The sequence below is a fragment of the Mesorhizobium escarrei genome, assembly GCF_935825525.1.
GTDB lineage: Bacteria > Pseudomonadota > Alphaproteobacteria > Rhizobiales > Rhizobiaceae > Mesorhizobium > Mesorhizobium escarrei.
In genome coordinates this window covers 36,103-61,810 of the sequence record NZ_CAKXZT010000157.1, presented here as the reverse complement: position 1 = coordinate 61,810, position 25,708 = coordinate 36,103, and the positions used below count along the sequence as shown (strand labels likewise).

At 63.0% G+C, this 25,708-nt stretch carries 27 protein-coding genes; 18 read left to right on the top strand and 9 right to left on the bottom strand.

Translation table 11 applies throughout. The features are described 5' to 3' along the window. Window positions 1-7: 7 nt before the first annotated feature. The 4 genes from NMG80_RS28690 (at window position 8) to NMG80_RS28675 (ending at window position 3,520) form a co-directional block, all read left to right on the top strand. Entirely contained in the window at window positions 8-640 is a 633-nt protein-coding gene (locus NMG80_RS28690) for a LysE family translocator (RefSeq protein ID WP_254021220.1), read from the top strand. A gap of 151 nt (window positions 641-791) precedes the next feature. After that, entirely contained in the window at window positions 792-2,282 is a 1,491-nt protein-coding gene (gene rfaE1 / locus NMG80_RS28685) for a D-glycero-beta-D-manno-heptose-7-phosphate kinase (RefSeq protein WP_254021219.1), read from the top strand. 7 nt (window positions 2,283-2,289) lie between these two features. After that, on the top strand, window positions 2,290-2,862 hold the full coding sequence (locus NMG80_RS28680; RefSeq protein ID WP_254021218.1) for a D-sedoheptulose-7-phosphate isomerase: 573 nt from the start codon (window positions 2,290-2,292) through the stop codon (window positions 2,860-2,862). Next, window positions 2,855-3,520 carry a D-glycero-alpha-D-manno-heptose-1,7-bisphosphate 7-phosphatase gene (locus NMG80_RS28675; RefSeq protein WP_301943398.1) on the top strand — a complete coding sequence of 222 codons (666 nt, stop codon included), beginning with the start codon at window positions 2,855-2,857 and terminating at the stop codon, window positions 3,518-3,520. Before NMG80_RS28680 ends, NMG80_RS28675 begins: the two co-directional genes overlap by 8 nt. On the opposite strand, the gene NMG80_RS28670 is transcribed toward NMG80_RS28675, so the two are convergent. Next, complete coding sequence (locus tag NMG80_RS28670; RefSeq protein WP_254021217.1) at window positions 3,517-4,002, bottom strand: Lrp/AsnC family transcriptional regulator; 486 nt, start codon at window positions 4,000-4,002, stop codon at window positions 3,517-3,519. The two genes, NMG80_RS28675 and NMG80_RS28670, sit on opposite strands and share 4 nt — an antisense overlap. Window positions 4,003-4,255: 253 nt before the next feature. Between NMG80_RS28670 and trxB the strand changes: the two genes are divergently transcribed. Both trxB and NMG80_RS28660 read left to right on the top strand, forming a co-directional pair. After that, entirely contained in the window at window positions 4,256-5,230 is a 975-nt protein-coding gene (gene trxB / locus NMG80_RS28665) for a thioredoxin-disulfide reductase (protein ID WP_254021216.1), read from the top strand. Between the two features lie 73 nt (window positions 5,231-5,303). Then, on the top strand, window positions 5,304-6,200 hold the full coding sequence (locus NMG80_RS28660) for a LysR family transcriptional regulator (RefSeq protein ID WP_254021215.1): 897 nt from the start codon (window positions 5,304-5,306) through the stop codon (window positions 6,198-6,200). Window positions 6,201-6,493: 293 nt separating this feature from the next. Here the strand turns inward: NMG80_RS28660 and NMG80_RS28655 are convergent, their stop codons facing one another. Together NMG80_RS28655 and NMG80_RS28650 are read right to left on the bottom strand one after the other, a co-directional pair. After that, window positions 6,494-6,991 carry a methyltransferase family protein gene (locus NMG80_RS28655; protein ID WP_254021301.1) on the bottom strand — a complete coding sequence of 166 codons (498 nt, stop codon included), beginning with the start codon at window positions 6,989-6,991 and terminating at the stop codon, window positions 6,494-6,496. Between the two features lie 761 nt (window positions 6,992-7,752). After that, on the bottom strand, window positions 7,753-9,804 hold the full coding sequence (locus NMG80_RS28650) for an elongation factor G (protein ID WP_254021214.1): 2,052 nt from the start codon (window positions 9,802-9,804) through the stop codon (window positions 7,753-7,755). 336 nt (window positions 9,805-10,140) lie between these two features. Between NMG80_RS28650 and NMG80_RS28645 the strand changes: the two genes are divergently transcribed. Next, window positions 10,141-10,536: a (R)-mandelonitrile lyase gene (locus tag NMG80_RS28645; RefSeq protein WP_077379863.1), complete on the top strand. Its 396-nt coding sequence runs from the start codon at window positions 10,141-10,143 to the stop codon at window positions 10,534-10,536. A 59-nt stretch (window positions 10,537-10,595) separates the two neighbouring features. On the opposite strand, the gene NMG80_RS28640 is transcribed toward NMG80_RS28645, so the two are convergent. Beyond that, the gene (locus NMG80_RS28640) at window positions 10,596-11,798 is read right to left on the bottom strand and encodes a pyridoxal phosphate-dependent aminotransferase (RefSeq protein WP_254021213.1); all 1,203 of its coding nucleotides are present in this window, start codon (window positions 11,796-11,798) and stop codon (window positions 10,596-10,598) included. A gap of 205 nt (window positions 11,799-12,003) precedes the next feature. Here NMG80_RS28640 and NMG80_RS28635 point away from each other — a divergent pair, with 205 nt between their 5' ends. From NMG80_RS28635 to NMG80_RS28625, 3 genes are all read left to right on the top strand, one after another. After that, the gene (locus NMG80_RS28635) at window positions 12,004-12,897 is read left to right on the top strand and encodes an EAL domain-containing protein (protein ID WP_254021212.1); all 894 of its coding nucleotides are present in this window, start codon (window positions 12,004-12,006) and stop codon (window positions 12,895-12,897) included. After that, window positions 12,894-13,748, top strand: coding sequence for an EAL domain-containing protein (locus NMG80_RS28630; protein ID WP_254021211.1), 855 nt, complete (start codon window positions 12,894-12,896; stop codon window positions 13,746-13,748). Before NMG80_RS28635 ends, NMG80_RS28630 begins: the two co-directional genes overlap by 4 nt. A 114-nt stretch (window positions 13,749-13,862) precedes the next feature. Beyond that, complete coding sequence (locus NMG80_RS28625; protein ID WP_254021210.1) at window positions 13,863-14,474, top strand: glutathione S-transferase family protein; 612 nt, start codon at window positions 13,863-13,865, stop codon at window positions 14,472-14,474. A 120-nt stretch (window positions 14,475-14,594) separates the two neighbouring features. Here NMG80_RS28625 and NMG80_RS28620 read toward each other — a convergent pair whose 3' ends face one another. Continuing rightward, a complete protein-coding gene (locus tag NMG80_RS28620; RefSeq protein ID WP_436798707.1) occupies window positions 14,595-14,858 on the bottom strand; it encodes a hypothetical protein in 264 nt (87 codons plus the stop codon). Window positions 14,859-15,066: 208 nt separating this feature from the next. Then, on the bottom strand, window positions 15,067-15,279 hold the full coding sequence (locus NMG80_RS28615) for a cold-shock protein (RefSeq protein ID WP_023678332.1): 213 nt from the start codon (window positions 15,277-15,279) through the stop codon (window positions 15,067-15,069). A gap of 331 nt (window positions 15,280-15,610) precedes the next feature. Here NMG80_RS28615 and NMG80_RS28610 point away from each other — a divergent pair, with 331 nt between their 5' ends. Next, window positions 15,611-15,937, top strand: coding sequence for a hypothetical protein (locus tag NMG80_RS28610; RefSeq protein WP_254021209.1), 327 nt, complete (start codon window positions 15,611-15,613; stop codon window positions 15,935-15,937). Between the two features lie 12 nt (window positions 15,938-15,949). Here the strand turns inward: NMG80_RS28610 and NMG80_RS28605 are convergent, their stop codons facing one another. After that, on the bottom strand, window positions 15,950-16,519 hold the full coding sequence (locus tag NMG80_RS28605) for a methylated-DNA--[protein]-cysteine S-methyltransferase (RefSeq protein WP_254021208.1): 570 nt from the start codon (window positions 16,517-16,519) through the stop codon (window positions 15,950-15,952). A 177-nt stretch (window positions 16,520-16,696) separates the two neighbouring features. Here NMG80_RS28605 and NMG80_RS28600 point away from each other — a divergent pair, with 177 nt between their 5' ends. The 5 genes from NMG80_RS28600 (at window position 16,697) to NMG80_RS28580 (ending at window position 20,274) form a co-directional block, all read left to right on the top strand. Beyond that, window positions 16,697-17,560, top strand: coding sequence for a lytic transglycosylase domain-containing protein (locus tag NMG80_RS28600; RefSeq protein ID WP_254021207.1), 864 nt, complete (start codon window positions 16,697-16,699; stop codon window positions 17,558-17,560). A 110-nt stretch (window positions 17,561-17,670) separates the two neighbouring features. After that, on the top strand, window positions 17,671-18,159 hold the full coding sequence (locus NMG80_RS28595) for a GNAT family N-acetyltransferase (protein ID WP_254021206.1): 489 nt from the start codon (window positions 17,671-17,673) through the stop codon (window positions 18,157-18,159). A 157-nt stretch (window positions 18,160-18,316) separates the two neighbouring features. Continuing rightward, window positions 18,317-18,748 (top strand): lysozyme inhibitor LprI family protein, encoded by a 432-nt coding sequence (locus NMG80_RS28590; RefSeq protein WP_254021205.1) that lies wholly within the window; start codon window positions 18,317-18,319, stop codon window positions 18,746-18,748. A gap of 154 nt (window positions 18,749-18,902) precedes the next feature. Continuing rightward, a complete protein-coding gene (locus tag NMG80_RS28585) occupies window positions 18,903-19,646 on the top strand; it encodes a DUF899 family protein (RefSeq protein ID WP_254021204.1) in 744 nt (247 codons plus the stop codon). A 76-nt stretch (window positions 19,647-19,722) separates the two neighbouring features. Then, window positions 19,723-20,274: a DUF4142 domain-containing protein gene (locus NMG80_RS28580; protein WP_254021203.1), complete on the top strand. Its 552-nt coding sequence runs from the start codon at window positions 19,723-19,725 to the stop codon at window positions 20,272-20,274. A gap of 116 nt (window positions 20,275-20,390) precedes the next feature. Here the strand turns inward: NMG80_RS28580 and NMG80_RS28575 are convergent, their stop codons facing one another. Then, the gene (locus NMG80_RS28575; protein WP_254021202.1) at window positions 20,391-20,711 is read right to left on the bottom strand and encodes a DUF1476 domain-containing protein; all 321 of its coding nucleotides are present in this window, start codon (window positions 20,709-20,711) and stop codon (window positions 20,391-20,393) included. 249 nt (window positions 20,712-20,960) lie between these two features. On the opposite strand from NMG80_RS28575, the gene NMG80_RS28570 reads away from it, so the two are divergent. Next, window positions 20,961-21,350 carry a DUF6152 family protein gene (locus NMG80_RS28570; protein WP_254021201.1) on the top strand — a complete coding sequence of 130 codons (390 nt, stop codon included), beginning with the start codon at window positions 20,961-20,963 and terminating at the stop codon, window positions 21,348-21,350. Continuing rightward, a complete protein-coding gene (locus NMG80_RS28565; RefSeq protein WP_254021200.1) occupies window positions 21,351-21,815 on the top strand; it encodes a DUF6644 family protein in 465 nt (154 codons plus the stop codon). 193 nt (window positions 21,816-22,008) lie between these two features. Here NMG80_RS28565 and carB read toward each other — a convergent pair whose 3' ends face one another. Beyond that, window positions 22,009-25,506 (bottom strand): carbamoyl-phosphate synthase large subunit, encoded by a 3,498-nt coding sequence (carB, locus tag NMG80_RS28560; RefSeq protein WP_254021199.1) that lies wholly within the window; start codon window positions 25,504-25,506, stop codon window positions 22,009-22,011. Window positions 25,507-25,708: the final 202 nt, after the last annotated feature.

The following is a 25,708-nucleotide window of genomic DNA, read 5'->3' as shown; positions in this document are numbered from 1 at the left end:
CAAGGCAATGCCGTCGACCGAACTGCTTATCGCTTTTTTCGCCACCACGGCGATCTTTGCCTACATCCCCGGTCCGGCGATGCTTTACGCTGCTGCGCAAACCATGGCGCGCGGCCGCTGGTCCGGCCTGACGGCGGCGTTGGGTATCCATCTTGGCGGCTATGTGCACGTCGTCGCCGCCGCTGCCGGGTTGTCCGTGCTTTTCCACGCCGTGCCGACGCTCTACGTGGCGGTCAAGCTGGCCGGCGCGCTCTATCTGATCTGGCTGGGTGTGTCGCTGTTTCGCGCCAGGGCGCAAGACGATGCTGTTATCTCAGGTGTCGAGCCGAAATCCGCCCGCCGCGCCTTTTTCGAGAGTATCGCCGTCGAGGTCCTCAATCCAAAGACTGCAATCTTCTTCATGGCGTTCCTGCCGCAATTCATCGACGCATCGGCGACGTTTCCCGTCTGGCTGCAATTTCTCGTCCTCGGGACGATCGTCAATCTGATGTTCTCCTCGGCGGATGTCATGTGCGTGGTGCTGGCGGGTGCGCTGATCACCAGGCTGCGACGCTCGAGCCACGCGCAACGCCTGATGAGGCGTGCGGGCGGCGCGGTGCTGGTCGGATTGGGTGTTCATGTGGCTTTGCAGAAAAGTTGATCCGCCAACCGGCGTCGCCTGTGGTCCGTTCGGAGCCTGCCGTTGCGCTGAGCCGAATTGCGGTATATCGGCTTCGCCATGAACGATCAGCCCTGCCAGTCCAGCGTTTTCACAGCATCGGGACCGGCTCTCATTGCACGTCGAAGATAACATGAGCGAGCAATATCTGCCTTCTCCCGAACCGCTTCACCGCGCCATCTCGCGGTTCGGCAACGTCACCGTGCTGGTGGTCGGCGACTTCATCCTCGACCGTTTCGTCAACGGCGTCATCGAGCGGATTTCGCCTGAAGCGCCCATTCCGGTGCTGCGCGGGCGTGGCGAAACGTCGGCGATGGGCGGCGCCGGCAATGTCGTCGCCAACATCGTCTCGCTCGGCGCTGCCGCTATACCGGTTTCGGTGATCGGCGCCGATCAGGCCGGCGACAATCTCATGCGCATGCTCGCCGAGCTTGGCGTCGACACTGGCGGTCTCGCGCAGGACGCCAACCGGATGACCTCGTCGAAAAGCCGCTTCAGCGCGCTCAACCAGCAGGTGCTGCGCTTCGACGAAGAGGAAATCAAGCCGCTGGGCGACGCGGAGCGGGCGACGCTGATCCGGCATTTCCGCGCCGGGCTGGCGCAAGCCGACATCGTCATTCTGTCCGACTACGGCAAGGGAATGTTGCTCGACGGCGTCGCCGGCGAGCTGATCTCGATCTGCCGCGAGGCGGACAAGCCGGTGCTGGTCGATCCCAAGGGCCGCGACTATGCTTGCTATTCCGGGGCGACGGCGATCACGCCCAATCGCAAGGAACTTGGCGAGGCGGTCGGACGCGCGGTGTTTGCCGATGACGAGATCGTGGCAGCGGCGCGTCAGCTGATCTCGGCACATGGTTTCGATTTCGTCGTCGCGACGCGCAGCGAAAAAGGCATGAGCGTCGTCGACGCGGACGATGCCCGGCATATTTCCACGCAGGCGCGGGAGGTGTTCGACGTTTCCGGGGCCGGCGACACTGTCATTGCTACGTTTGCGATGGCTCTGGCTGCGTGCGCCGACCGCGTCATTGCCGCGGCCATCGCTAACGCGGCGGGTGGCGTGGTGGTGGGCAAGCGCGGCACCGCGCGGTTGACGGTCGAAGAGCTTACCGGCGCGCTGTTTCGTTCGCACGGCCCGATTGCCCACAAGGATGCAATTCTCGATGCCGCTGGCGCCGCACGGCTGGTGGCGACGTGGAAGGATGAAGGCCTGAGCGTCGGTTTTACCAATGGCTGCTTCGATATCCTTCATGCCGGCCATGTCAGCCTTTTGCATGCGGCGCGCAGCCAGTGCGACCGGCTGGTTCTCGGCCTCAACAGCGATGCCTCGGTGCGCAGGCTGAAAGGGCCTGGACGCCCGGTCAACGACGAGCATGATCGCGCCTGCGTGCTGGCGGCGCTTGCCTCGGTCGATGCCGTCGTCGTCTTCGAGGAAGACACGCCGCTCGCGCTGATCGAGGCGCTGAAGCCCGACATACTGGTCAAGGGCGCCGACTACACGATCGATCAGGTGGTCGGCGCCGAAATCGTGCAGAAGGCGGGCGGCCGCGTCGTGCTGGTCGATCTCGTCGCCGGCAAGAGCACCACCGGCACCATCGGCAAGTTGCGCGCCGGCAGCACAAACTGAGGTTTTCATGTCGGAACTGAACGAATATCTGGTCCGCTCGGCGGCCGCGATCACCGCGATGGTCGAGCGCGACCTCACCAGCGAGATGGAGCGGGCGGTTACCGCCGTCGTCGCCGCGCTTTCGCAGGGCAAGGCGCTGCTGATCTGCGGCAATGGCGGCTCGGCCAGCGACGCCATTCACATCGCCGGCGAGCTGGTCGGCCGCTTCCTGAAGGAGCGCAAGGCCTACAACGTCATCGCGCTGCCGGCCAATGCGGCGGTGCTGACCGCCTGGGGCAATGATTACGGCTTCGACACGGTGTTTTCACGCCAGGTCGAGGCGCATGGCGCCGCGGGTGCTGTGCTGCTCGCCATCTCGACCAGCGGCAACTCGGCCAGCATCCTCGCCGCCGCCGAACAGGCGCGCATGATGGATATGACGGTAATCAGCCTGACCGGCGACAGCGGCGGCAAGCTCAAGCCGCTCTCCGACATCCTGCTCAACGTGCCTTCGACCTCGACGCCGATCATCCAGCAGGGGCATCTGTGCCTCTATCATCATCTGTGCGAAATGGTCGAAGCGCGTCTCTGTGATGGCTGACATCGGCCCGGTCGTGAGGTCTGATCATTACCCGCTCGATGCGCCGGGCCTGTGGGTCGAGCGGATCGGTAGCTCGGTTTTTGCAGCTGGCACGCCGGCGCTGTTTCTCGACCGCGACGGCACCATCAATGTCGATAGCGGCTATCCCAGCGATCCTGCTGACATCGTGCTGCGGCCGGAGATGCTGCCGGTGATCCGAACGGCCAACATCGTAGGCGTTCCTGCGATCGTGGTCTCCAACCAGTCAGGCATAGCCCGCGGCTATTTCGGCTGGCCGGAGTTCGCCGCAGTCAATGCTCGGCTGCTGACACTTCTCGAAGCACAGAATTGCCGGATCGATCTGGTGCTCGCCTGCGCCTACCATTCGAGCGGGACGGGTGAACTGGCAGCAGGTGATCATCCGATGCGCAAGCCCAATCCGGGTATGCTTCTGCGCGCCCGCGATCTGCTGGGCGTGGATATCAGCCGATCAATCATCGTCGGCGACAAGGCCGATGACATGGAAGCCGGGCGGCGAGCCGGGCTATGCGAGGGTTGGCTGGTGAACGGCAGCTCCAATCGGACTTCCGCCGAAGGTATGTTCAGGACGCGCAACCTTACGACCGATAACGATCACAGCAAACTCTGCGACGCAATCGCCGAGCTCGGCCGGGATTAGGGTCTCATTTCGCTGAAAGCCACCAGGCCCTCGTCCTTGACGCGACGGATGGTCAGTGCCGTCCGCACCGTGTCGACATTCGGCGCCGAGGCCAGTTCCTCGATGACGAAGGTCTGAAAGGCGCCGAGGTCGCTCGCCACGCAATGCAGCAAAAAGTCGGATTCGCCCGACACCATCCAGGCGTCGCGAACGATCGGCCAGCCGCGGGTGCGTTCGGCGAAAGTTTTCAGTTCCGCGTCGGCCTGGTGATGCAGGCCGATGAGGCAAAAGGCGACGACATCCAGGCCGAGCGCCGGCGCATTGAGCAAGGCGCGATAGCCGCGAATGATGCCGGTCTCTTCCAGCCGCCTGACGCGACGCAGGCATGGCGGCGCCGAAATGCCAACGCGGCCGGACAGCTCGACATTGGTCATGCGCCCGTCGTGCTGAAGCTCGCGCAGGATCTTCCAGTCGATGGCATCGAGATCGGCTTTGAGCGGCATGGATACCTTCGGCGCTTCACGCAAGAATCTTTCGTGATTTTGTAATTAAACCACTTCGGTGTCCATTCCATCCCCGGTGATTTTCGGGCAATCGCGCGCCAGGATGTTCATGGATCGTTTGTTTGTGCGGAAGCTTTCCGGGGACGAAGGCCAGGTCGTCTTGCTGGCGCCGTCCGCAACACCTAGATTAGGGCCGAAATCGATCCCTGTGCCGGACGCTTCATTCGCGTCCGGTTGTTGTGAAAGCCCTGATATGACGTCCAAGCACGCACCCGTTCTCATCATCGGCTCCGGTCCCGCCGGCTATACGGCAGCAATCTACGCCGCCCGCGCCATGCTGAAGCCGATGCTGGTCGCCGGCCTGCAGCAGGGCGGCCAGTTAATGATCACCACCGATGTCGAAAACTATCCCGGCTTCGCCGATCCGATCCAGGGTCCGTGGCTGATGGAGCAAATGCTGAAACAGGCCGAGCATGTCGGCACCGAAGTCATCAACGACATCATCACCGAGGTCGATCTCAATGTGCGGCCGTTCCGCGCCAAGGGCGATTCCGGCACCATCTATACCGCCGATGCGCTGATCATCGCCACCGGTGCGCAGGCGAAGTGGCTGGGCATCCCGAGCGAACAGAGCTTCATGGGCTTCGGCGTATCGGCCTGCGCCACCTGCGACGGCTTCTTCTATCGCGGCAAGGATGTCGCAGTGATCGGCGGCGGCAATTCGGCGGTGGAGGAGGCGCTCTACCTTTCCAACCTGGCCAAGAGCGTGACGGTCATCCACCGGCGCAGCGACTTCCGCGCCGAGCGCATCCTGAGCGAGCGGCTGTTCAAGAAAGACAATGTCCGCGTCATCTGGGACACCGTCGTCGACGAGATCACCGGTCAGTCCGGCAAGATGCCGCTGCCGCCGTCGGTGGAAGGGCTGAAGCTGCGCAATGTTGTAACCGGCCAGGAGATGCATCTGACGGTCGACGGCGTGTTCGTGGCGATCGGCCATGCGCCGGCGGTCGAGCTGTTCGCCGGCAAGCTGAAGCAGAAGCCGAACGGCTATCTGTGGACGGCGCCGGATTCGACCTGCACCGACGTGCCGGGCGTGTTCGCCGCCGGCGACGTGACCGACGACATCTACCGCCAGGCGGTGACGGCGGCGGGGCTCGGCTGCATGGCTGCGCTCGAGGCGGAAAAGTACCTCGCCGGGATCGAAGTTCACCGCGAAGCGGCGGAGTAAGGAAGCGGCCGAGAAAAGCCGCGCAAAAGCCTGATTTTTCATTCAGACGCCAGAAAACAGAGCGAGGGGTATTATGGCGTTAGACTGGGACAAGCTACGCGTGTTTCACGCTGCGGCGGAAGCTGGGTCGTTCACCCATGCCGCCGAGACACTGCATCTGTCACAATCGGCAATCTCGCGGCAGGTCAGCGCGCTCGAACATGATGTCGGCGTGCCTCTGTTCAATCGCCATGCCCGTGGCCTGGTGCTGACCGAGCAGGGTGAGATGCTGTTCCGCACGGCGCATGACGTGCTGATGAAGCTGGAGACGATCAAGTCGCGGCTGACCGAGGCCAAGGACCGGCCCTCCGGCGTGCTCAGGGTGACGACCACGGTGGGGCTCGGTGCCGGCTGGCTGACCGAGCGCGTGCAGGAATTCATCGAGCTCTATCCCGAGATCAGCCTGCAGCTGATCCTGGCGAACGAGGAACTCGACCTCACCATGCGCCGAGCTGACTGCGCGATCCGGCTGCGCCAGCCGCAGCAGCCTGATCTCATCCAGCGCCGGCTGTTCACCGTGCATTTCCATCTCTACGCCGCCCCTTCTTACGTCAACAAATATGGCAAGCCGGCGTCGGTCGCCGAGCTGAAGAGCCATCGCATCGTCACCTTCGGCGTGCCGGTGCCGGCGCATCTGTCGGAATTGAACTGGCTGGAAACGGTCGGCGATTTCGAAGGCGGGCAAAGGGTGCCGACGCTGCAGATCAACGACATATTGTCGATAAAGCGCGCTGTACAGGGTGGCGCCGGCATCGCCATGCTGCCCGACTATGTGGTCAGCAAGGACTCAGGGCTGGTGCAATTGCTGCCGGAGACCGAAGTGCCGTCTTTCGACACCTATTTCGCCTATCCCGATGCGATGAAGAACCAGGCGAAACTGCATGTCTTCCGCGATTTCATCATCGCCAAGGCCCGAAGCTGGTCGTTCTAAAGCGCGTCGCGTTTGAACGGATACATGCGACGCGCTTAAGTTTCTTGTTTTTTTGCATGTCGGTGTCCCAAAAACCGCTGCGCACCCTCGGGTCAGGCCCGAGGGCATGCTTTTGGGCGACACGCATTAGGTATGTCGATATTCAGGTGATGCCGGCGAACGGCTGATACCAGCGCTTCCGGTACTCGCGGACCCGATGTCCGCTCCGTTCCTGTTCTCGGAACCCACCATTCTCGACTCGGCCTGACCTAAATCTCAACACACCCGAAACGGCGCAGCTCCGTTTTCCCGACTCACCCGCGCCATGGCGTCAGGCGGGGGAGCCAGCCTGGAACGGCATGGCGGTAGGCCTCGTACTCGGCGCCATAGCGGCGGGCAAGCGTCGGTTCCTCATGGAACTTCACGAACGAGACCATGGCGACGGCGGCGATAGCGGCATAGGCGACGAGAGCCGCGCTCGAAAACAGCAGCGCCTGGCCAAGGATGATCGTCAGCACAGCCACATACATCGGGTTGCGGACATGGCGGTAGATGCCGCCGACCACCAGTCGATCGGTTGGCGCGACCGGAGCGGGCGTGCCTCGGCCTTCGAGGGCAAAACGGGCGAAGGCATGAAGCAGCAGGGCCGTTGCGACGACAATCAGGACCCAGCCGACCGGGACCAGGCCGGGCAGGGTCGACCATGGCAGACGATAGCGATCGGTCAACAGCCAAGGCAGCAATCCCGCGACCACACCGGGCGCTGCGATGAAGAACAGCGCGCTGCCGGCGATCGCCTGACGGGTCCTCATCGGGGCTTCCTTGGTCGCGATTTTCGGGCCCATGCATGTCTGCCGCAAAAATAATCGCTGCCGCAAAAATAAACGCGCGCTGCCTGATTCGCCGTCATTCGTTGTTTTCTGGGTTCTGGACCGAAAATCGGCGCTGATTCGCTATTTCGCAATGATTCTTGACTGGCTGCGCACCGCATTTCGCGATTCTTCTGGTCCTACGAGGCCAAGCAACGGGTTAGACCACAGCCTGTGTCATTTTGCATGCGAGTGTTGCAAAATAGATGCTTGTTTCTTGGGCATGATGAGCACATATATGGATTATCTCCTGGGCGCGTTCTCCTCCCATTAGCGCCCTCGAGTGTTCCCCTCTGGAGGTTAGCCTTAACAGGCACTTCCAATCAAACTCAGCCGGATCTTCGTTGATCCGGCTTTTTTGTATCCCGAACCTGCCGGAGCTGACGCAAAGCCGACCGAATTTGTCATGTAACAGTGACATGTAACCTCAGGTAACATGTCGCAGGCGCGCAGCATCGACTAAGCAGATCATAGGACGCGGTGTGGTTCGTGCGGGAGATGGGGGCATCACTCGGACGATCCGGGCTCAGGCGGCTACCGCGTCCGAACCATTCTTCCGCCGAGGCTGTCAAGCGTTGGCGGCATATGCGGCGGACCTGCCGTCTCGCCTCCCACGAAGACGGTCCGCAAGAGAACGGCGTCCGGATCATTTCCGGACGCCGTTTCCTTGTGTTCTGCAGCCTGACTGTCGCCAAGTTCCAGTGTCAGGCGGCCTTGCCATTGGCGTTCAACGCCTCGTCGGCCAGGCGGCCGGTGAGTTCGGCCATATGGTCGAAGCTGGCACGATAGCTGGCCACGCCCGCGGTGGCCGAACGCAGCTCGATGATCAGATCGCCGATCTCGGCCTGCGGCATGGTCGCCTCGACGACATCCCATCCTGGCCAGCCGGGCCGCGCATCGTAGCCGAGGATTTGGCCGCGCCGCTGCGGGATCAGGGCGATGATTTTCGATGTCGCGTCGGACGGCGTGACGATTTCCACCTTCATGATCGGTTCAAGCAGCACCGGCGAGCAGGCGGCCATGCCTTCCTTCATCGCCAGCTTTGCCGCCATCTGGAAGGCCATGTCCGACGAATCGACGGAATGATAGGAGCCGTCGGACAGGTTGACGGCGACGTCGACCACTGGAAAGCCGAGCGGGCCCGATTTCAGATAATCGCGCGCGCCGGTCTCGACCGACTGGATATAGGTTTTCGGCACGGCGCCGCCGGTGATGGTGTCGGTGAACTGGAAGCCGGAGCCGCGCGGCAGCGGCTTGATCTCGATCACCACGTCGCCGAACTGGCCATGGCCGCCCGACTGCTTCTTGTGCCGGCCACGCTGCTGCGCCGCTTTGCGGATCGTCTCGCGGTAAGGCACGGCCGGCGGATGGCCTTCGACCGGAATCTGGTTCTTGCCCTCCAGCCGCTCGCGCACGACACGCAGATGCATTTCGCCATGGCCCGACAGCACGGTTTCAGCCGAATCCTGATTGTGGCGCACGCTGAGCGAGGGATCTTCTTCGGCAAGGCGCTGGATGGCCGCCGACATCTTGACCTCGTCCTTGCGTTCCTTCGGTCGCAACGCAAAGGCAAAGACCGGTTGCGGCGGCGTCAGCGTTACCAACGGCTTGATGCCGCCCTTGACCGAGCTCAAGGTCTGACCGGTCGTGACCTCGTCCATCTTGCCGAGCGCGACCGTGTCGCCGGCGGGGGCCGAGGTGACCTTGGTCTGGTCCTTGCCGAGCATTCTGTAGATGCCGGAGACCTTTGCCGTTGCGCCATTCGAAAGGGAGAGCTCGGAGGCGTCGGCAAGCTGGCCGGACAAGATGCGCGAGATCGACAGCTTGCCGCCATGCGCGGTGTGGATGGTCTTCATCACCTGGACAACGGTCGCATTGCCGTCAGGTGCGCCGAGGCGCTTGCGTGTTGCTTCGACATCGGGCGCGTCGTGGCGGATCGTTTTTAGCAGCCGCAGCACACCATTGCCCTTCTCTGCGGTGCCGATCAGCACCGGCGTCACGGCACCATCGCGCAAGTCGGCGGCGAGGTCGTCGAAGATGGCGTCCTTGGGCGGCTCGATTTCGTCGAGCAGCTGCTCCATCAGTTGATCATCATGGTCGGCGAGCGTCTCCAGCATGGAAAAGCGCGCTTCGAGCTCGCGCGCCTTGTCGTCGCTGGGAATCTGGGCGACTTCGCTTTCGGCATATTCGCGATAGATGTAGGCGCGCTCCAGCGCCAGATCGATCGAGCCGATCACCACGCCGTCCTTGCGCAGCGGGATCTGGCGCAGCAGCAAAGGCACCGAGCTAGCCGGCTGCAGCATCTTCAGCGTCTCGCGCACGCCTGATGTCGCCTTGTCGACCTTGTTGAGGAACATGATGCGCGGCACGCCGAGATCGTCGAGCTTGCGCATGATCAGCTGCAGGGCAGGGATCTTCTTCTCGTCGGCTTCGGCGACGACCACGGCGATGTCGCAGGCGGCCAGAACCGGCTCTGCCTCGAAGGAGAATTCTATGGAACCAGGGCAATCGACGAAGGTGAGTTGCTCGCCCATGAAGTCGGTGGTGGCAAACGTCGCCTCAACGCTCATGGCGTGGGCGCGTGCCTCGGGCGAATGATCGGAAACTGTGTTTCCCGAGGAGACCGGATTCTGGCGGGGGATGGCGCCCGTGCGGGCCAATATGGCTTCGAGAAGTGTCGTCTTACCGCTTGCAAAGGGACCGACTATGGCAATGCATTTCGGTCCCGTGCGTCGTCCTCCGGCGCGAGTTCCCATGACTGACCTCCACTCAGGCGTTTCCCTGGGAGCGGCGGCCGGCCTGTCGACCGTCGCGGGCGGGGCTTTTTCAGTTTGCCACCTACCCAAAAGCATCGTCCCACGGGTTCGCCTGGAGGGCAAGTGATTTGAGGATCGCCTGATGTCGCGGATGTGAGCCGGCGAAGCCGTCGGATGCGGGCCTGGCCTTCCCGTCAATCTCGCGACAGGGACCGTCGCCGAACGGCCGCAAAAGCGGTTGCGCCATGATGGTTATCGGATGAAAGTGCCCCTTCCTGCGACCAAAAGGAGCGGTCGTCGCCGACCGATCCGCCATCAGCTTGAGGACTCGCGACGATGAAGATAATTGCTTGCGGCAGCGTGCCGACCGTCATTGCGCCGGAAAAGTACTTCACCGGCCGCGTGTGGCAGACGCCGATCATCGAGAAGGAAGCGCCGGCCCGACTACGCGCCATCATGGTTGGTTTCGAGCCCGGCGCGCGTACCCACTGGCATACGCATCCGCTGGGCCAGACGCTCTATGTCGTGTCAGGCGCCGGCCTTGCGCAAAGCTGGGGCGAGCCGATACAGGCAATCAGGGCCGGTGACGTCATTTCGTTTGCGCCTGACGAAAAGCACTGGCACGGCGCCGGTCCGAAATCGGCGATGGCCCATATCGCCATGCAGGAGGCGCTCGACGGCGTCCATGCCGACTGGCTGGAGAAGGTGACAGACGAGCAGTATGGCGGCTGAGGCTTTTGAGCCCACTAAACCCGATTGCGAGACGGGTTTGGAGTTCGAGATGCGCCTGATCAGGTCAGCGAGGCAGTGAAGCGCTGGATGCGCGCGCAGGCCTCTTCGAGCAGCGCCTCCGACGTGGCATAGGAGACGCGGAAGTTCGGGCCGAGGCCGAATGCCGAACCGAACACGACCGCCACGCCCTCGGCCTCGAGCAGTTCCGAGCAGAAGGCTTCGTCGGTGTCGATCAGCTTGCCGGCTTTGGTCTTCTTGCCGATCAACTGGGAACAGGACGGATAGACGTAGAAAGCACCTTCGGGGGACGGACATGTGATGCCGCGCGCCTGATTGAGCATCGACACGACGAGATCGCGCCGCGCCTGGAAAATCGCCTTGTTTTTCGCAATGAAATCCTGCGGACCGTTCAGCGCCTCCACCGATGCCCACTGGGCAATGGTGCAGGCGCCGGAGGTCTGCTGGCCCTGGATCATATCCATCGCCTTGATCAGCGCCACCGGCCCGGCCGCATAGCCGATGCGCCAGCCAGTCATCGCATAGGCCTTCGACACGCCGTTCATGGTCAGCGTGCGCTCATAAAGCTTCGGCTCGACCCCGGCGATGGTCGTGAAGACGAAATCGCCATAGATGAGGTGCTCGTACATGTCATCGGTCAGCACCCAGACATTGGGGTGTTCGAGCAGCACGTCGGCCAGAGCGCGCAATTCAGCCTCGCTGTAGGCGGCGCCCGACGGGTTCGACGGTGAGTTCATCAACAGCCATTTGGTGCGCGGCGTGATCGCCTTTTGCAACGCCGCCGCCGTCAGCTTGAAGCCGTTGTCGATGGAGGTGTCGGCAAATGCCGGGGTGCCGCCGCAGATCGCTACCATCTCGGGATAGCTGACCCAGTACGGCCTCGGAATGATGACCTCGTCGCCGGGGTTCAGCGTCGCCATGAAGGCATTGAACAGGATCTGCTTGCCGCCGGTGCCGACGATGGTCTGCTCCGGCCGGTAATCGAGATTGTTCTCTCGCTTGAATTTTTTGGCGATTGCCTCGCGCAGCGGCACGATGCCGGAAACCGGAGGATATTTCGTCTCGCCGCGGCGGATGGCCTCGATCGCAGCGTTCTTGATGTTGTCCGGCGTGTCGAAGTCCGGTTCGCCGGCACCTAGCCCGATCACGTCACGGCCGGCGTTTTTCAGCTCGCGCGCTTTCTGCGTCACTGCGATGGTCGCGGAAGGCTTTACGCGGGAAAGGGCGTCGGCAAGAAAGGCCATGACGGCGTTGTCTCCTTGTAGGGCCAGGCGGTGCGTCCGACCGCGGCGTCTCTCATGTCGCATCATCCCGCCAAGCGCAAGCATTGTCGGATGAGCCAGACCTCGCATCCCGGCAAATCCGGCAACAATAAATTCACTTACACGCGGTAAAACCCGGGGTGGCTGGATCACGACCCATTCCACCAGTCTCGCAACGGGAGGAACCGTGTCGCGCAGCATCGGGCTTGCCCATATCGTCCGTCACGACGACGGCACCGCCAGCGGTGTCTGGGGCAACTATACGCTGCAAAGCGCCTTCCAGCCGATTTTTGCCTTCAGCAACGGCAAATTGTCCATCACCGGATTCGAGGGCCTGATCCGGCCGTTCCGCGACGCCGAGCCGCAGTCGCCGGTGAGTTTTTTCAACTCCTGTCCGACGGTCGACCGCCTGCATATCGAGGCGCTGACAAGGACGCTGCACCTTTTGAACGCCGGCGCCTGCCTGCCGCAGGAGGCATTCATTTTCATCAACTTCGATCCGTCGGTGTTCACCGATCGCAGCATCGCCGACAAGGCGCTGCGCGACATGCGGCTGGTGCTGCATGAGGCTGGGATCGATGCGAACCGCGTCGTCTGCGAGGTGACCGAGCAAAAATCGGCGTCGCAGGAAACGCTCTACAATTTCGTCGAGGCGCTCAGGGCCAACGGGTTTCGCATCGCCGTCGACGACTACGGCGCCGAAGAGTCCGATATCAACCGGATCAAGGAGCTCAGGCCTGACATCGTCAAATTCGATGCCCACTGGATCATGCAACTGATGGAGTCCGGCGCCGGCTTCGCGCTGCTGACCGCCATGGTGGCAAGCTTCGAACAGCAAGGCATCCGCACCGTGTTCGAGGGCATCGAGGAGGGCTGGCAGCTTGAACTGGCCGAGAAATCGGGAGCGTCGATGGTGCAGGGATTCGCGCTGGCGCGCCCGGAGCTTGCACCGACCAGCTTTCACGTCTTCGGCAAGGAAAGGCAGACGCTGGTGACGGTGCCCGATGCCGGCGAGGCGCCTGCGACCGTCTCGCCTTCGCTACGGCCGAAACGGGCTTTCGGGCGCAAGGTGGTGCCGTGACCGGGCGACCCGAAAGGCGGCGCAATGTCGGCGAGGCAATCTTTGCCGACGAAGTCGGGATCGAATATGGCGTCTATGGCGCGTTCCGGCTGAGGAGCGCCTACCAGCCGATTTTTGCGCCGCGCGGCAGGTTTTTGAAGGCCGTCGCCGTCGAAGGCCTGATCGAGCCGCACCGCGCCGGCAGGCCGGTCGCGCCGCGCGTATTCTTCGAGGGCATCCCCGTGCCGGATCGCCTATTCGTCGAGACCATGTGCCGGGTGCTGCATCTGCGGAATTTCCGCAACATCGGCGTCGATGGGCTCGACCTGTTTTTCAACTACAATCCGCTGATCAATGATGACCCCCGGCGGGCGCTGGCTGAAATCAGGCTGATGACCAGGCGTCTCGCCGAATTCGACCTGCACCCCGGCATGCTGGTCTGCGAGATCACCGAGCAGGCGGCCGACGACAAGGTGCTCGTTAACCTCGGGCGCGAGATGCGGCGTGACGGCATCCGCATCGCCATCGACGATTTCGGCACCGGGCATTCGACGGAAGAGCGGGTCGCGCTTGTCCAGCCCGACATCGTCAAGATCGACGGCACCTGGTTCGCGGAATTCTGCCGCCATGCCGCCGCCGAACGGTTTTTCCGGCCGCTGGTCTCGGCGCTGCATGACCGCGGCGCCAAGGTGCTGGTCGAAGGCATCGAGCAATCCACGCATCTGCGCGTCGCGCTGGACGGCGGCGTCGACCTGATGCAGGGTTTTTACCTTGCCCGGCCTGCGCTGGCCGGCACGGTCTTCGACGAGGAGCCGCTGCCCATCGACAGGCTGCTTGGCATGGCCAACAACGTCGTGCCGTTGTTTGGGTGATCTATCAGCGGCGCTGATGGTTGCGCCAAAACAAATCACTGGATGAAGCCGTCGCTGCCGGGATAATTGCCGGTAAAGGCGCCTCCTCCGAGGGGAGCGGCGATGGGAGCACCAATGACCATACTCTATGGAATGATCGACAGCGGCAATTGCTACAAGCCGCGCCTGTTGATGGCCAAGCTCGGCATCCCGTTCACCAATGTCGAAGTCAGCTCGCACACCGGCGACACCCGCAAGCCAGACTATGTCGCCAAGAACCCGAACGCCATGGTGCCGCTGCTCGAGCTCGACGACGGCCGGAGGCTTGCCGAATCCAACGCCATTCTGCTCTATCTCGCCGAAGGCACGCGGTTGCTGCCGGCCGACAAATACGAGCGTGCCCTGGCCTATCAATGGCTGTTCTTCGAGCAGTACAGCCACGAACCCTATATTGCGGTGCGCAAGGCGCTGCTGACCTTTCCCGAACGGGCCAGGGACGCGACGCCGGAACGGCTCGCGGTTACGCTCGAGCGCGGCAACAAGGCGCTCAGCGTGATGAACAAGCATCTGGCGGGCAGTGGGTTCTTTGCCGGTGAGGCCTTGAGCGTCGCCGACATCGCGCTCTACGCCTATACGCATACGGCCGAGATAGGCGGTTTTCAGCTCGACGCCTACCCGGCGGTGGCGGCCTGGCTGAAACGGGTCGAGGCCGATCCTGGGCATGTGCCGATGGAGTGGCTGCCTTAGTTCTGTCCTCACGCTCGTCGCCGCTTCGCGGCTCGCTCCGGACAGGGCGCGCCAAAGGGCGACGCCCGGTCGGGCTTGCGGCCTTCGGCCGTGGCGCGAATTCGAATTGGGTGATGAGGCCTAGCCGTGTGATTCACAGGGGCGGGTCCGGCCGGCGCGATGGTCAGCCAAGGCCTGCTCGGCAAGTTTATCCAGCCTGCCAGCCTTGGCGTCGGCTTCGATCTGCCGATCCCACTTGTCCGCTTTCAGTGCCTCGAACCAGGCGGCAAATGCCTTCAGTCCCTCAGGACTCAGTTCGGCAACGGATTTTTCGATCTGTTCAAGCTTGCTCATGGGCGAAAAAATACCATGATTGGCACAATAGGGCCAAGATAGCTGTTTCATCCGGAATCCGGACAGCAAAAAGGCGGGACAAAATCCCGCCTTCCCATGCTTGGTAGCCTGATCGGGAGCGCTTTGGCCGGGCCGGCAGCAATCTGCTGCTTCGGCTTGTCGGGGTTTTTCGCTCCGGCGCGCTTCTCACGCGACCGTCAGTACATCCGTGACTTGCCGCGCGCCCCGAGCTATCGCCCGGCGCGCGCCATTCGCAAAATCAGGCTGCCTTGCTCAGAGATCCAGCGGACGACTTGCCAGTGCGGCGGTCCTGCTCGATCTCGAAGTTGATCTTCTGGCCTTCGACCAGGGTCGACAGCCCAGCGCGCTCGACTGCGGAGATGTGGACGAAAACGTCCGCGCCGCCGCTGTCAGGCTGGATGAAGCCGAAACCCTTGGTGGAATTAAACCACTTGACCGTACCTGTTGCCATTTCGATAGTCCTTATACGTTTGCTTTAGCTTGACTGAACCGAAGTCCAGCCGGTTTGTATCGAGATTTTGGAGATAGACGTCAGCAAACGCGAATATCGCGAGGCCCGGATCGATCGGCCGAAATATCAATGGACCTCATATAGTCCGCTTCTCCGCAAAAAACAAGACTGCACGAAAAAAGGCGCTGATGCGGCGCTGCCCAACGGCCGCCCCAATCGCGTGAAAGCGTTGCAACGTCGCGCGTTGCGGCGGGTCGCATCGCCTATGCGCACGCTGCGGGGAAGGATCGTGCCGCCTCCGAGCGTCCGGTCCTGTTTTGGGGAGAGGACCATGAAAACTGTCCTGTTTGCCGCCTGCCTGACGCTGGTCGCCGCCGAGGCGCAGGCGATCTCGCGCTATGACCCGAGCCGCATGAGCTGCGGCACGGTGCGCGCGACGATCGCACGGGAAGGCGCCGTCATCTTGCGTTATCAGTCGACGCGCACGCCGGGGCTGCCGCTCTACGACCGTTATGTGCGGAGCCAGAGTTTCTGCGACATGGGCGAGGTCAGGGCACGCGCTTCGGTGCCGAGCGCCGATACCAACTCCTGCATCGTCTACAAGTGCAAGCGCGTGGAAACAGACCGGCATTTCCGCCGGCGCATCTTTCCTGACTAGCTGTGACGGGCCTCAAAATCCAAAAGAGACCTGCGCTGGGGGCGGCGGACCGACGCGCACGCCTTCCATCGCCAGCATCTTCTCCTTGGTGGTCGAGCCGCCTGGCGCTGAAAAACCGCCGATCTTGCCGCCGGCGGCAACAATGCGGTGGCAAGGGATGACCAGCGGCACCGGGTTGGCGCCGAGCGCGGCGCCCGTCTCTCGCGCCAGCCCGGCATGGCCGGCGCGCTTGGCCAGTTCGCCATAGGTGGTGGTCTCGCCGAAGGCGAGCTTGCGCGCCGCGTCGTAGATTGCGAGGCGGAAATCGTCGACGCCGGTGAGATCGACCGGCACACCGGAGAAATCCACGTCCTCGCCGGCGGCATAGGCCTTTATCGACGCGATCAGCTCGGTAACCCATTGCGGTCGGGCGCTCGAAGCGGCGTTGCCGGCATGGCGCAGTAGCCGCCGTTCCACGGCGTCGCGGCTGCGCTGGGGCAAGCAGAGCCGGGTCAGGCCACCCTCGCTCCAGGCGATGCCCATGAAGCCGATCACGGTTTCGAAGACGGCGTGGCCGACGATGGCTTGAGAAGTGCTTTCCATGATGCGCTCCTTTCCGAAGAAACGGGTGACGATCAGTACATATCGAGAACGGATATCGCATTTTCAGGGGTCTGTTGCCACCCGAAAACCATTCGAAATCCCAACTGGCTGCGGATTGCCGGGGGAAAGCCGCTGGTGTAAGGACTTCTTAACAGACGAATCGGACCCGAGCGCGGCTTGCCAGCAAAAATCATCTTTCCCGCGATCGGCGTGATGCTCGCTGCGGCCGGTCTCAGCGGCTGCACTTCGACCTCGCAGACCAAGGCCGTGCCTTCGCTGACTGAAACCGCCGCAGCTGGTAGCGATGCCGGCTATGCGCTGGCGCTGCCCGACACGGTTTCGGTGCTGCCGGAATCGTCCGGCATGGCGCCCGTCCAGACGGCGGCGCTGACGGTCGATCCCACCGCGATGCCTGCCCAGCCAGCCGCCTTTGCCGGCCCGACTCCGTTGGCCGCAACTGCACCTGCAGCCATGACGGCCGATGCCGCGCCAGCCAGCGCAGCACCTGTCTATGCGACCGCCGCCGTTGCGATGCCGGTCACCGGCGAGACAGGCAAAACGATGCCAGGCGTTCAGCAGGCCGCCTATGTCGTGCCTGAGAATCCGTCCGCCCTGCTTTCGACCAGCCCTGCCAAGGAGTATTCGGCGGGCCCGCGCGGCGAGATCGAGCGGCTGATCGAGAAATATGCCGTCCTCTATCAGGTTCCGGTCGATTTGGTGCGCCGCGTCGTCAAGCGCGAGAGCACCTTCAATCCCAAGGCCTACAATCGCGGCCATTGGGGGCTGATGCAGATCAAGCATGCGACGGCGCGCGGCATGGGCTATGATGGGCCGGCGAGCGGGTTGTTCGACGCCGAGACCAATCTGAAATATGCGGTGAAATATCTGCGCGGCGCCTGGCTGGTGGCCGGCGGCAACGCCAAGCGCGCCGACCGGCTCTACCAGAGCGGCTATTATTACGACGCCAAGCGCAAGGGCATGCTGGAACAAACCGGCCTTGGCCGCGACCGGGTTCGGCGTCGCCTGCAGCCCGACGCCTAAAAGCGCGTCGCGTGTGAACGGATACATGCGACACGCTTTTTGTTCTTGTTTTTATGCATGTCGTTATCGCAAAACCGCTGCGCACTTTTGCGCGACAGGCATTGAACACCATGCCTGAGCCGCGCCCGCCGGCGCCGAACGACATCAGGCTGCGCAAGATCCTCGACGACACGCTCGTCCCGCCGCGCTGGCCGGAAGGTTTTGTCATGCGCGGCTTTGAGGCCGCCGACGCGCTCGCTTTGCATACGCTGCTGACCACCGTCTTCGACGACGGCGCCGACGGGCCGTTCGACGAATGGTGGCCGCGCATTTCAAGCGACGCAGAGTTCGACCCTGCCTTGTGTTTCCTGGTTATCGACGGCAAGGGTCGGCTGGCGGGGGCGGCACTGTGCTGGACGAGAGCGTTCGTGAAAGACCTTGCCGTCCACCCCGAGGCGCGCGGCCGAGGCATCGCCGAAGCGCTGATGTGGCACGTCTTCACCGCCTTTCACGCACGGGGCGCTGCGCATGTCGATCTCAAAACCAACACGGTTGAGAATGCTGCCGCGGTCAGGCTTTATGAACGGCTGGGGATGTTCGAAGTCGACTGGGCGGGGTGAGGAGCGGTTGGCGAAGCCGATCAGCGAGCATTGTGCGGAAACGAAGTGTCCACCAAGGCGGCAGGCTGCATCTTGCCGGCAACCGTTCGGGCGTTAAGCTGCGATCCTGCGGCTTTCGTGCCGCGGGCGGGGTCTCGACCGAAACCGGAGAAACACGATGCGGCTTTTACATTTCAAAACCGGTCTGGCCAAAACCGGTCTGGTGATCCTCGCCCTTCCGCTTCTTGCGGGCGTTGCGCGTGCCGACGATTGCGCAGACGCACAGGACCAGGCGGCCATGAACGAATGCGCCGGTAAGTCGTTCACCGAAGCCGACAAGAAGCTCAACCACGCTTACAGGCAGATCGAGGGCCGGCTGAAGGACGACGCTGCGACGAAGAAGCTGCTGGTCGGCGCGCAGCGCGCCTGGGTCGCCTTTCGCGATGCCGAATGCGCTTTCCAGGGCGGCCCGCCCGATATGGCAGGCAGCGTGTATCCGATGGTCATCGCCAGCTGCAAGGAGAGCCTCACCGACATCAGGCTGAAGGATTTTCAAGACTATCTCAACTGCCAGGAGGGCGATGCAAGCTGCCCAGTGCCGCCGCAGTAGCCTCTGTCCCTGGCCAAGGCGGAGCCGTTAAGGCCTCATCGCCGGGCCAGGCGTGCAAAATGTCGGAACTCTGCTTCGCGATGCGTCCTTGAGAGGTAAGGTGCGCTGCCGCTTAGGGCGCGCGCCGCCAAAAGCACGGCAGATGGAGATGACGATGATCACCTTTCCCAACGAAACCCAGGAATACCGCGCCGCCCGCGAAATCCTCTTGCAGAAGGAGATCGAGCTGCGCCGCGCCATGGAGGATGTGGCCGTCGCCCGCCGGGCACTGCCGCCGGGTGGGCTGGTGCCACAGGATTATGTGTTCGACGGGCTAGGCGCCGACGGCAAGCCGGCCCGCATAAAACTGTCGGAGCTGTTTTCGCCCGGCAAGGACACGCTGATCGTCTACTCGATGATGTTTCCGCGCCACCCGCAGGAGACGCGCGACGTGGCAACAAGCGGCGGCACGGCCAAGCTCCCGCGTCCGGACCAGCCATGCCCCTCCTGCACGGCGCTGCTCGACCAGTTCGACGGCGCCATCGGCCATCTCGAGGCCGCCGGGTTCAATTTCGCCGTTGTGGGCAAGACCGCGCTTGAAAACCTGATCACGCTTGGCCGCGATCGCGGCTGGACGAACATGCGGCTGCTCTCATCGGCCGGCAACAGCTTCAAGCGCGACTACCACGCCGAGGCCGACGACGGCGCGCAGTTGCCGATGCTGTCGGTATTCCATCGCGACGCCGATGGCATCCGGCATTTCTGGAGTTCGGAGCTTGGCTTCGCGCCGTCCGAACCCGGTCAGGATCCGCGCGCCATCGGGACTTGCGAGCCGTTGTGGAACCTGATGGATTTCACACCGGAGGGCCGGCCGGACTGGGACGAGCAGTTGCAGTATGACGGCGCGTGCTGCCACTGACCTTATCTCCGTCGCGCAACTTCGCCGCTTGTGTCGCGTTGGAGTCTCCGAGGACACACACACTTGGAGATTTCCTGTGAAAACGCATCTCACGCTCGCCATGGTCGCCTTGCTTGCCGGCGCGCCGGCGGCCTTCGCCCAGTCCACCGCGCCGGCCGATATACCTGTTGTCGATGAAACCAGGATCGACACCGAGACCTTCTCCAGAACCGTCCCCAGCGCCAACCGGTTCGAGATTGAAAGCAGCAAGCTGGCCGAACAAAAGAATGTCGCCGCCGATGTGAAGGATTTCGCCTCGCTGATGGTTAGGGATCACACCAAGGCTGGCGAGGATTTCAAGGCAGCTCTCGAACAGAGCCAGACCACGGCCTCGGTGACAGCGAGCGGCCCCGCCCTGTTGCCAAAGGATCAAGCGATGCTGGACCAGCTCAAGAACCTCGATGGCGATGAATTCCAGGCGAAATACATCCTCCTGCAGACCGAGGCGCACAAGCAGGCGCTGGCGCTGTTTTCAACCTATGCGCAGTCGGGCGAAGATCCGGCGCTGAAGGAATTCGCCAAGAAGATGCTACCGACGCTACGGATGCACGAAGAGCGCTTAAAGGATCTGGTGGCCGCCCACAGCTAATGCATGTCGCCGAAACGCATGCCCTCGGGCCTGACCCGAGATGCGCAGCGGTTTTGGGAAAACGCATAAAAGAGAGCTTAAAGCGCGTCGGGGCGCGCTTTAAGCTGGAACTGCTATCAGGTGTTTTTGATCTGCTCGACCGCCGTCGCCAGCAGGTCGTTCATGACGCCGCGAATCTGAACATCCGACTGGGCGACGCCCGCCGCGTCGAAATCGGCGCGTAGCTTGCGCAACACGTCGTCGTCCCCGGCCTCTTCGAAGTCCGCGCGCACCACCTCTTTCGCATAGGCGTCGGCGTCCTCGCCGGTTTTGCCGAGCTTCTCGGCGGCCCATAGGCCGAGCAGCTTGTTACGGCGCGCCATGACCCTGAACTTCGTGTCCTCGTCCATCGCAAACTTCTTTTCGAAGCCTTCCTGACGGTCTCTCATACTGCTCATGATGTGCCTCGTTCAGATCTGAGTCTCCGACCTTCATTCAATGGAGAAGAAGAGCGGCGGGTAGGGGCCGAACATGGCGCGCATGGATGTCATAAGCAAGACCGGACCGTTCATTGCGGTGATTGATTGGGCGGCGCTTGGACGAACGGCACGTGGCGTCCGTCACGGTAGGCCTTCGCACCGATGTGATTTGACGTTGTCGCGCCGTGACCTACTCTCGATTAGCGGGATGAGCCGAGGAGGCGAGCAATGCAGTCACCTTTCAACGGGATTCGGACCGTCACGCTGACAGCGGCAGTGATCCTTGCCGCCGCCACCGCAGCCTATGCCCATCACGGCTGGTCGTGGACCCAGGAAGGGTTTTTTGAGCTCCGGGGCAAGATCACAGCCATCTATATCGGCAATCCGCACGCCACACTGGATGTCGACGCCGAGGGAGAAGCCTGGCGGGTGGATTTGGCGCCGCCGTCCCGCACGATCGCCGCCGGCTTCACAGAGGAGGTCGCCAAAGTCGGCGACGAGGTGACCGCGATCGGCCACCGCTCGCGCGACGAAACCGAGAAGTGGATGAAAGCAGCCCGCATCATCGTCAACGGCAAGGCTTATGACGTCTATCCCGACCGCGTCCCGCCGGCTTGAATGGACTGGTACCTCGCCGGCATCGAGCAACTCGCCTTGGTGCGGGCACTGAAGGCCTCCTTCGTCGCCTACCCCATGGTCAATGCGCTGCACATCATGTCGATCGGTGCGCTGCTGACCAGCGTCTGGCTGATGGACCTCAGGATCTTGGGCGCCTTCCGTTCGCTGCCGCAGGCGGCGTTCATCGCGCTCCTGCGTCGCACCGCGTTGGCCGCGTTTGCCGGCGCGCTTGTCACGGGATCGCTGCTCTTTTCAGTCAGGGCGAGCGAGTACGCGGCGATGCCGATTTTCCTCACCAAGATGACACTCATCCTTCTCGCCGGCGCCAACTTCCTCGTCTTCATGCGCCACGCAAAAGGCGGCGACGAGCCGGCCGGCGGAACCGTCACCATCCTGGCGGTGCTGTCGCTGGTGCTGTGGACGTCGGTGCTGTTCGCCGGACGGTTTATTGGGTTTCTCAACTGAGCCGAGCGACGGCACAGCGTGCCCTTCATCAGGGATTTCGCATGATCCTCGGGTGCCGCGGCTCGGTGCGATAGTCCTGGACGGAGATCGGGTGCAGTTAGAATCGCGACGTTGGCGGGACGCACCCCCTCTGGCCTGCCCTCTTTGCCAGCACTTGGCATCTCCCCCACAAGGAGGGAGATTGGCTAATCGCTCACGCAAAATACTCCTGCAGCGGGCGCACTTCCAGGTTCCCCGCCCGCAGCGCCGCGATCGCCTCCGCGACTGCCGCAGCCCCCGAGAGCGTCGTATAATAGGGCACTTTCTGCATCAGCGTGGCGCGGCGCAGCGATTTCGAGTCCGACACAGCCTTCTGGCCGTCCGTGGTGTTGAAGACGATCTGCACCTGGCGGTTGCGGATGGCGTCCTCGATGTGGGGGCGGCCTTCCAGCACCTTGTTTATTTTCTCAGCGGCGACGCCGTTCTCGGCGAGGAAGCGGGCGGTGCCTGAGGTGGCCATTACCTTGAAGCCCTGGCCGGCAAGGCGCTTAACCGCCGGTAAGATGCCCTTCTTGTCCTCGTCGCGCACCGAGACGAACAGCGTGCCCGCGCGGGGGAGATCAACACCCGCCCCTAGCTGGCTCTTGGCGAAAGCCAGCGCGAAGTCGCGGTCGAGGCCCATGACCTCGCCGGTCGAGCGCATTTCCGGGCCGAGCAGGATGTCGACGCCGGGAAAGCGAGCGAAGGGGAACACCGCTTCCTTGACCGCGATATGGCCGGGGTTGCGCGGGTCGGGCATGGCGCCGTAATGGGCAAAGGCGTCTTCCAGGCTCTCGCCGGCCATGATGCGGGCGGCGATCTTGGCAATGGGCCGGCCGATGGTCTTGGCGACGAAGGGCACGGTGCGCGACGCGCGCGGATTGACCTCCAGCACATAGACCGTGCCGTCCTTTATCGCGTACTGCACGTTCATCAGCCCGCCGACATTAAGCGCGCGGGCAAGTGCGGCCGTCTGGCGCTCCAACTCGTCGACGAGCTCCGAGGGCAGCGAGTGCACCGGCAGCGAGCAGGCACTGTCGCCCGAATGGATGCCGGCCTCCTCGATGTGTTCCAATATACCGGAGACGAAGGTCGACTTGCCGTCGCACAGGCAGTCGACATCTACCTCGATGGCGCCCGAGAGGTAGGTGTCGAACAGCAGCGGGTTCTTGCCCAAGAGCGTGTTGATCTGGCCTGTCTTGTCGTTGGGGTATTTCTGCTTGATGTCCTCCGGCACCAGGCCGGGCACGGTGTCGAGCAGGTAGGATTGCAGCATGCTCTCGTCGTGGATGATCTGCATGGCGCGGCCGCCGAGCACATAGGACGGGCGCACCACCAGCGGGAAGCCGAGCTCGCCGGCGACGAGGCGGGCCTGCTCGACCGAATAGGCGATGCCGTTCTTCGGCTGGCTGAGGCCGAGCTTGTGCAACAACTTCTGGAAGCGGTCGCGGTCTTCGGCGAGATCGATCATGTCGGGCGAGGTGCCGAGGATCGGGATGCCGACCTTCTCCAGCGCATCCGCCAGCTTCAGCGGCGTCTGGCCGCCGAACTGGACGATGACGCCGACCAGTTCGCCCGACGCCTGTTCGGCGCGCAGGATCTCCAAAACGTCCTCCGGCGTCAGCGGCTCGAAATAGAGGCGGTCCGAGGTGTCGTAGTCGGTCGACACGGTCTCCGGGTTGCAGTTGACCATGATCGCCTCGAAGCCGGCGTCGCGCAGCGCAAAGGCGGCGTGGCAGCAGCAATAGTCGAACTCGATGCCTTGGCCGATGCGGTTCGGGCCGCCGCCGAGGATGACGACTTTTCTCCGCGACGAGACTTGCGCCTCGTTGGCGAGCGCGCCGGCGAAGGGCACCTCATAGGTCGAGTACATGTAGGCGGTCGGCGAGGCGAACTCGGCGGCACAGGTGTCGATGCGCTTATAAACCGGATGAACGTCGAGCTTTTCGCGTGTCCTTTGAATATCTTCGACGTCTTTCCTGACCAGGGACGCGAGGCGGGCATCGGAAAAACCCATTGCCTTTAGCATGCGCAGATTGGCGGCGTCTTCGGGGATGCCGTGCTTGCGAATGCGGTCTTCCATGTTGAGGATGCCGGCGATCTGTTCGAGGAACCACGGGTCGATCTTGCACATGGCGTGCACGTCTTCCAGCGAGGTGCCCATGCGGATCGCTTGCGCAACCATGCGCAGCCGGTCGGGCGTCGGCGTGCCGAGGGCAGCGCGAATGGCGTTGCGGTCGTCGGCGTGGCTGGCCGCGCCGTGCGCGATGCCGGGGATCTCGATCTCGTCGAGGCCGGTGAGGCCAGTTTCAAGCCCACGCAGCGCCTTCTGCAGCGATTCCTGAAAAGTGCGGCCGATAGCCATGACCTCGCCGACCGACTTCATCGCCGTGGTCAGCACCGGCTCGGCGCCAGGGAATTTCTCGAAGGCGAAGCGCGGGATTTTGGTGACGACATAATCGATCGACGGCTCGAACGAGGCCGGCGTCGCGCCGCCGGTGATGTCGTTCTCCAACTCGTCCAACGTGTAGCCGACGGCGAGCTTTGCCGCGATCTTGGCGATAGGAAAACCGGTCGCCTTGGAGGCGAGAGCCGACGAGCGGGAGACGCGCGGGTTCATCTCGATCACCACCAGGCGCCCGTCGGCGGGGTTGACGGCGAACTGAACGTTGGAGCCGCCGGTTTCGACGCCGATCTCGCGCAGCACCGCGATCGAGGCGTTGCGCATCATCTGGTATTCTTTGTCGGTCAAGGTCAGGGCAGGGGCGACGGTGATCGAGTCTCCGGTGTGCACGCCCATCGGGTCGATGTTCTCGATCGAGCAGACGATGATGCAGTTGTCGGCCTTGTCGCGGACAACCTCCATCTCGTACTCCTTCCAGCCGAGCACGCTTTCCTCGATCAGCACTTCGGTGGTCGGCGAGGCGTCGAGGCCGGACTGGACGATCTCGTAGAATTCGGCGCGGTTGTAGGCGATGCCGCCGCCGGTGCCGCCCATGGTGAAGGACGGGCGGATGATGGCGGGCAGGCCGACATGGTCGAGCGCCTGTGCGGCGATCGCCATGCCATGGCTGATGTAACGCTGCTTGCGGTCGCCCTCGCCGAGGTTCCAGCGCGTTTCCAGCGCGTCGAGCGCGGCGTCGAGGTTTTCGGGCTTCTCGGCCTTCAACGCGGCGCGCTCGGCCTCATGCATCTTGCGGTCGGCATTCTTGACGTCGGTGGCGTTGGCCAGCATCGATTTTGGCGTTTCCAGGCCGATCTTCTTCATCGCCTCGCGAAACAGCGCCCGGTCCTCGGCCTTGTCTATTGCCGTGGCGTCGGCGCCGATCATCTCGACATTGTAGCGTTCGAGCACACCCATGCGGCGCAGCGACAATGCGGTGTTGAGCGCGGTCTGGCCGCCCATGGTCGGCAGCAGCGCGTCCGGCCGCTCCTTGGCGATGATCTTGGCCACAACTTCCGGCGTGATCGGCTCGATATAGGTGGCGTCGGCCAGCTCCGGGTCGGTCATGATGGTGGCCGGATTGGAATTGACCAGGATGACGCGAAAACCCTCTTCCTTCAGCGCCTTGCAGGCCTGGGTGCCGGAATAATCGAATTCGCAGGCCTGACCGATGACAATGGGGCCGGCCCCGATGATCAGGATCGACTTGATGTCGGTGCGTCTTGGCATATCGAGGGTCCGTTCGGCAGGCGGCTTGCACGAAAAACCGGACGGGAGGACCCGGCCGGTTGTGCTCGCGATTCTGGTATCAGGCTAGGAGGGCCTTATAGGGAAGAGTTTTGCCGGATGTAACCCCCTAAAATGCGAGGCAGTAGGGCAGTAGGGCAGTAGGGCAGTAGGGCAGTAGGGCAGTAGGGCAGTAGGGCAGTAG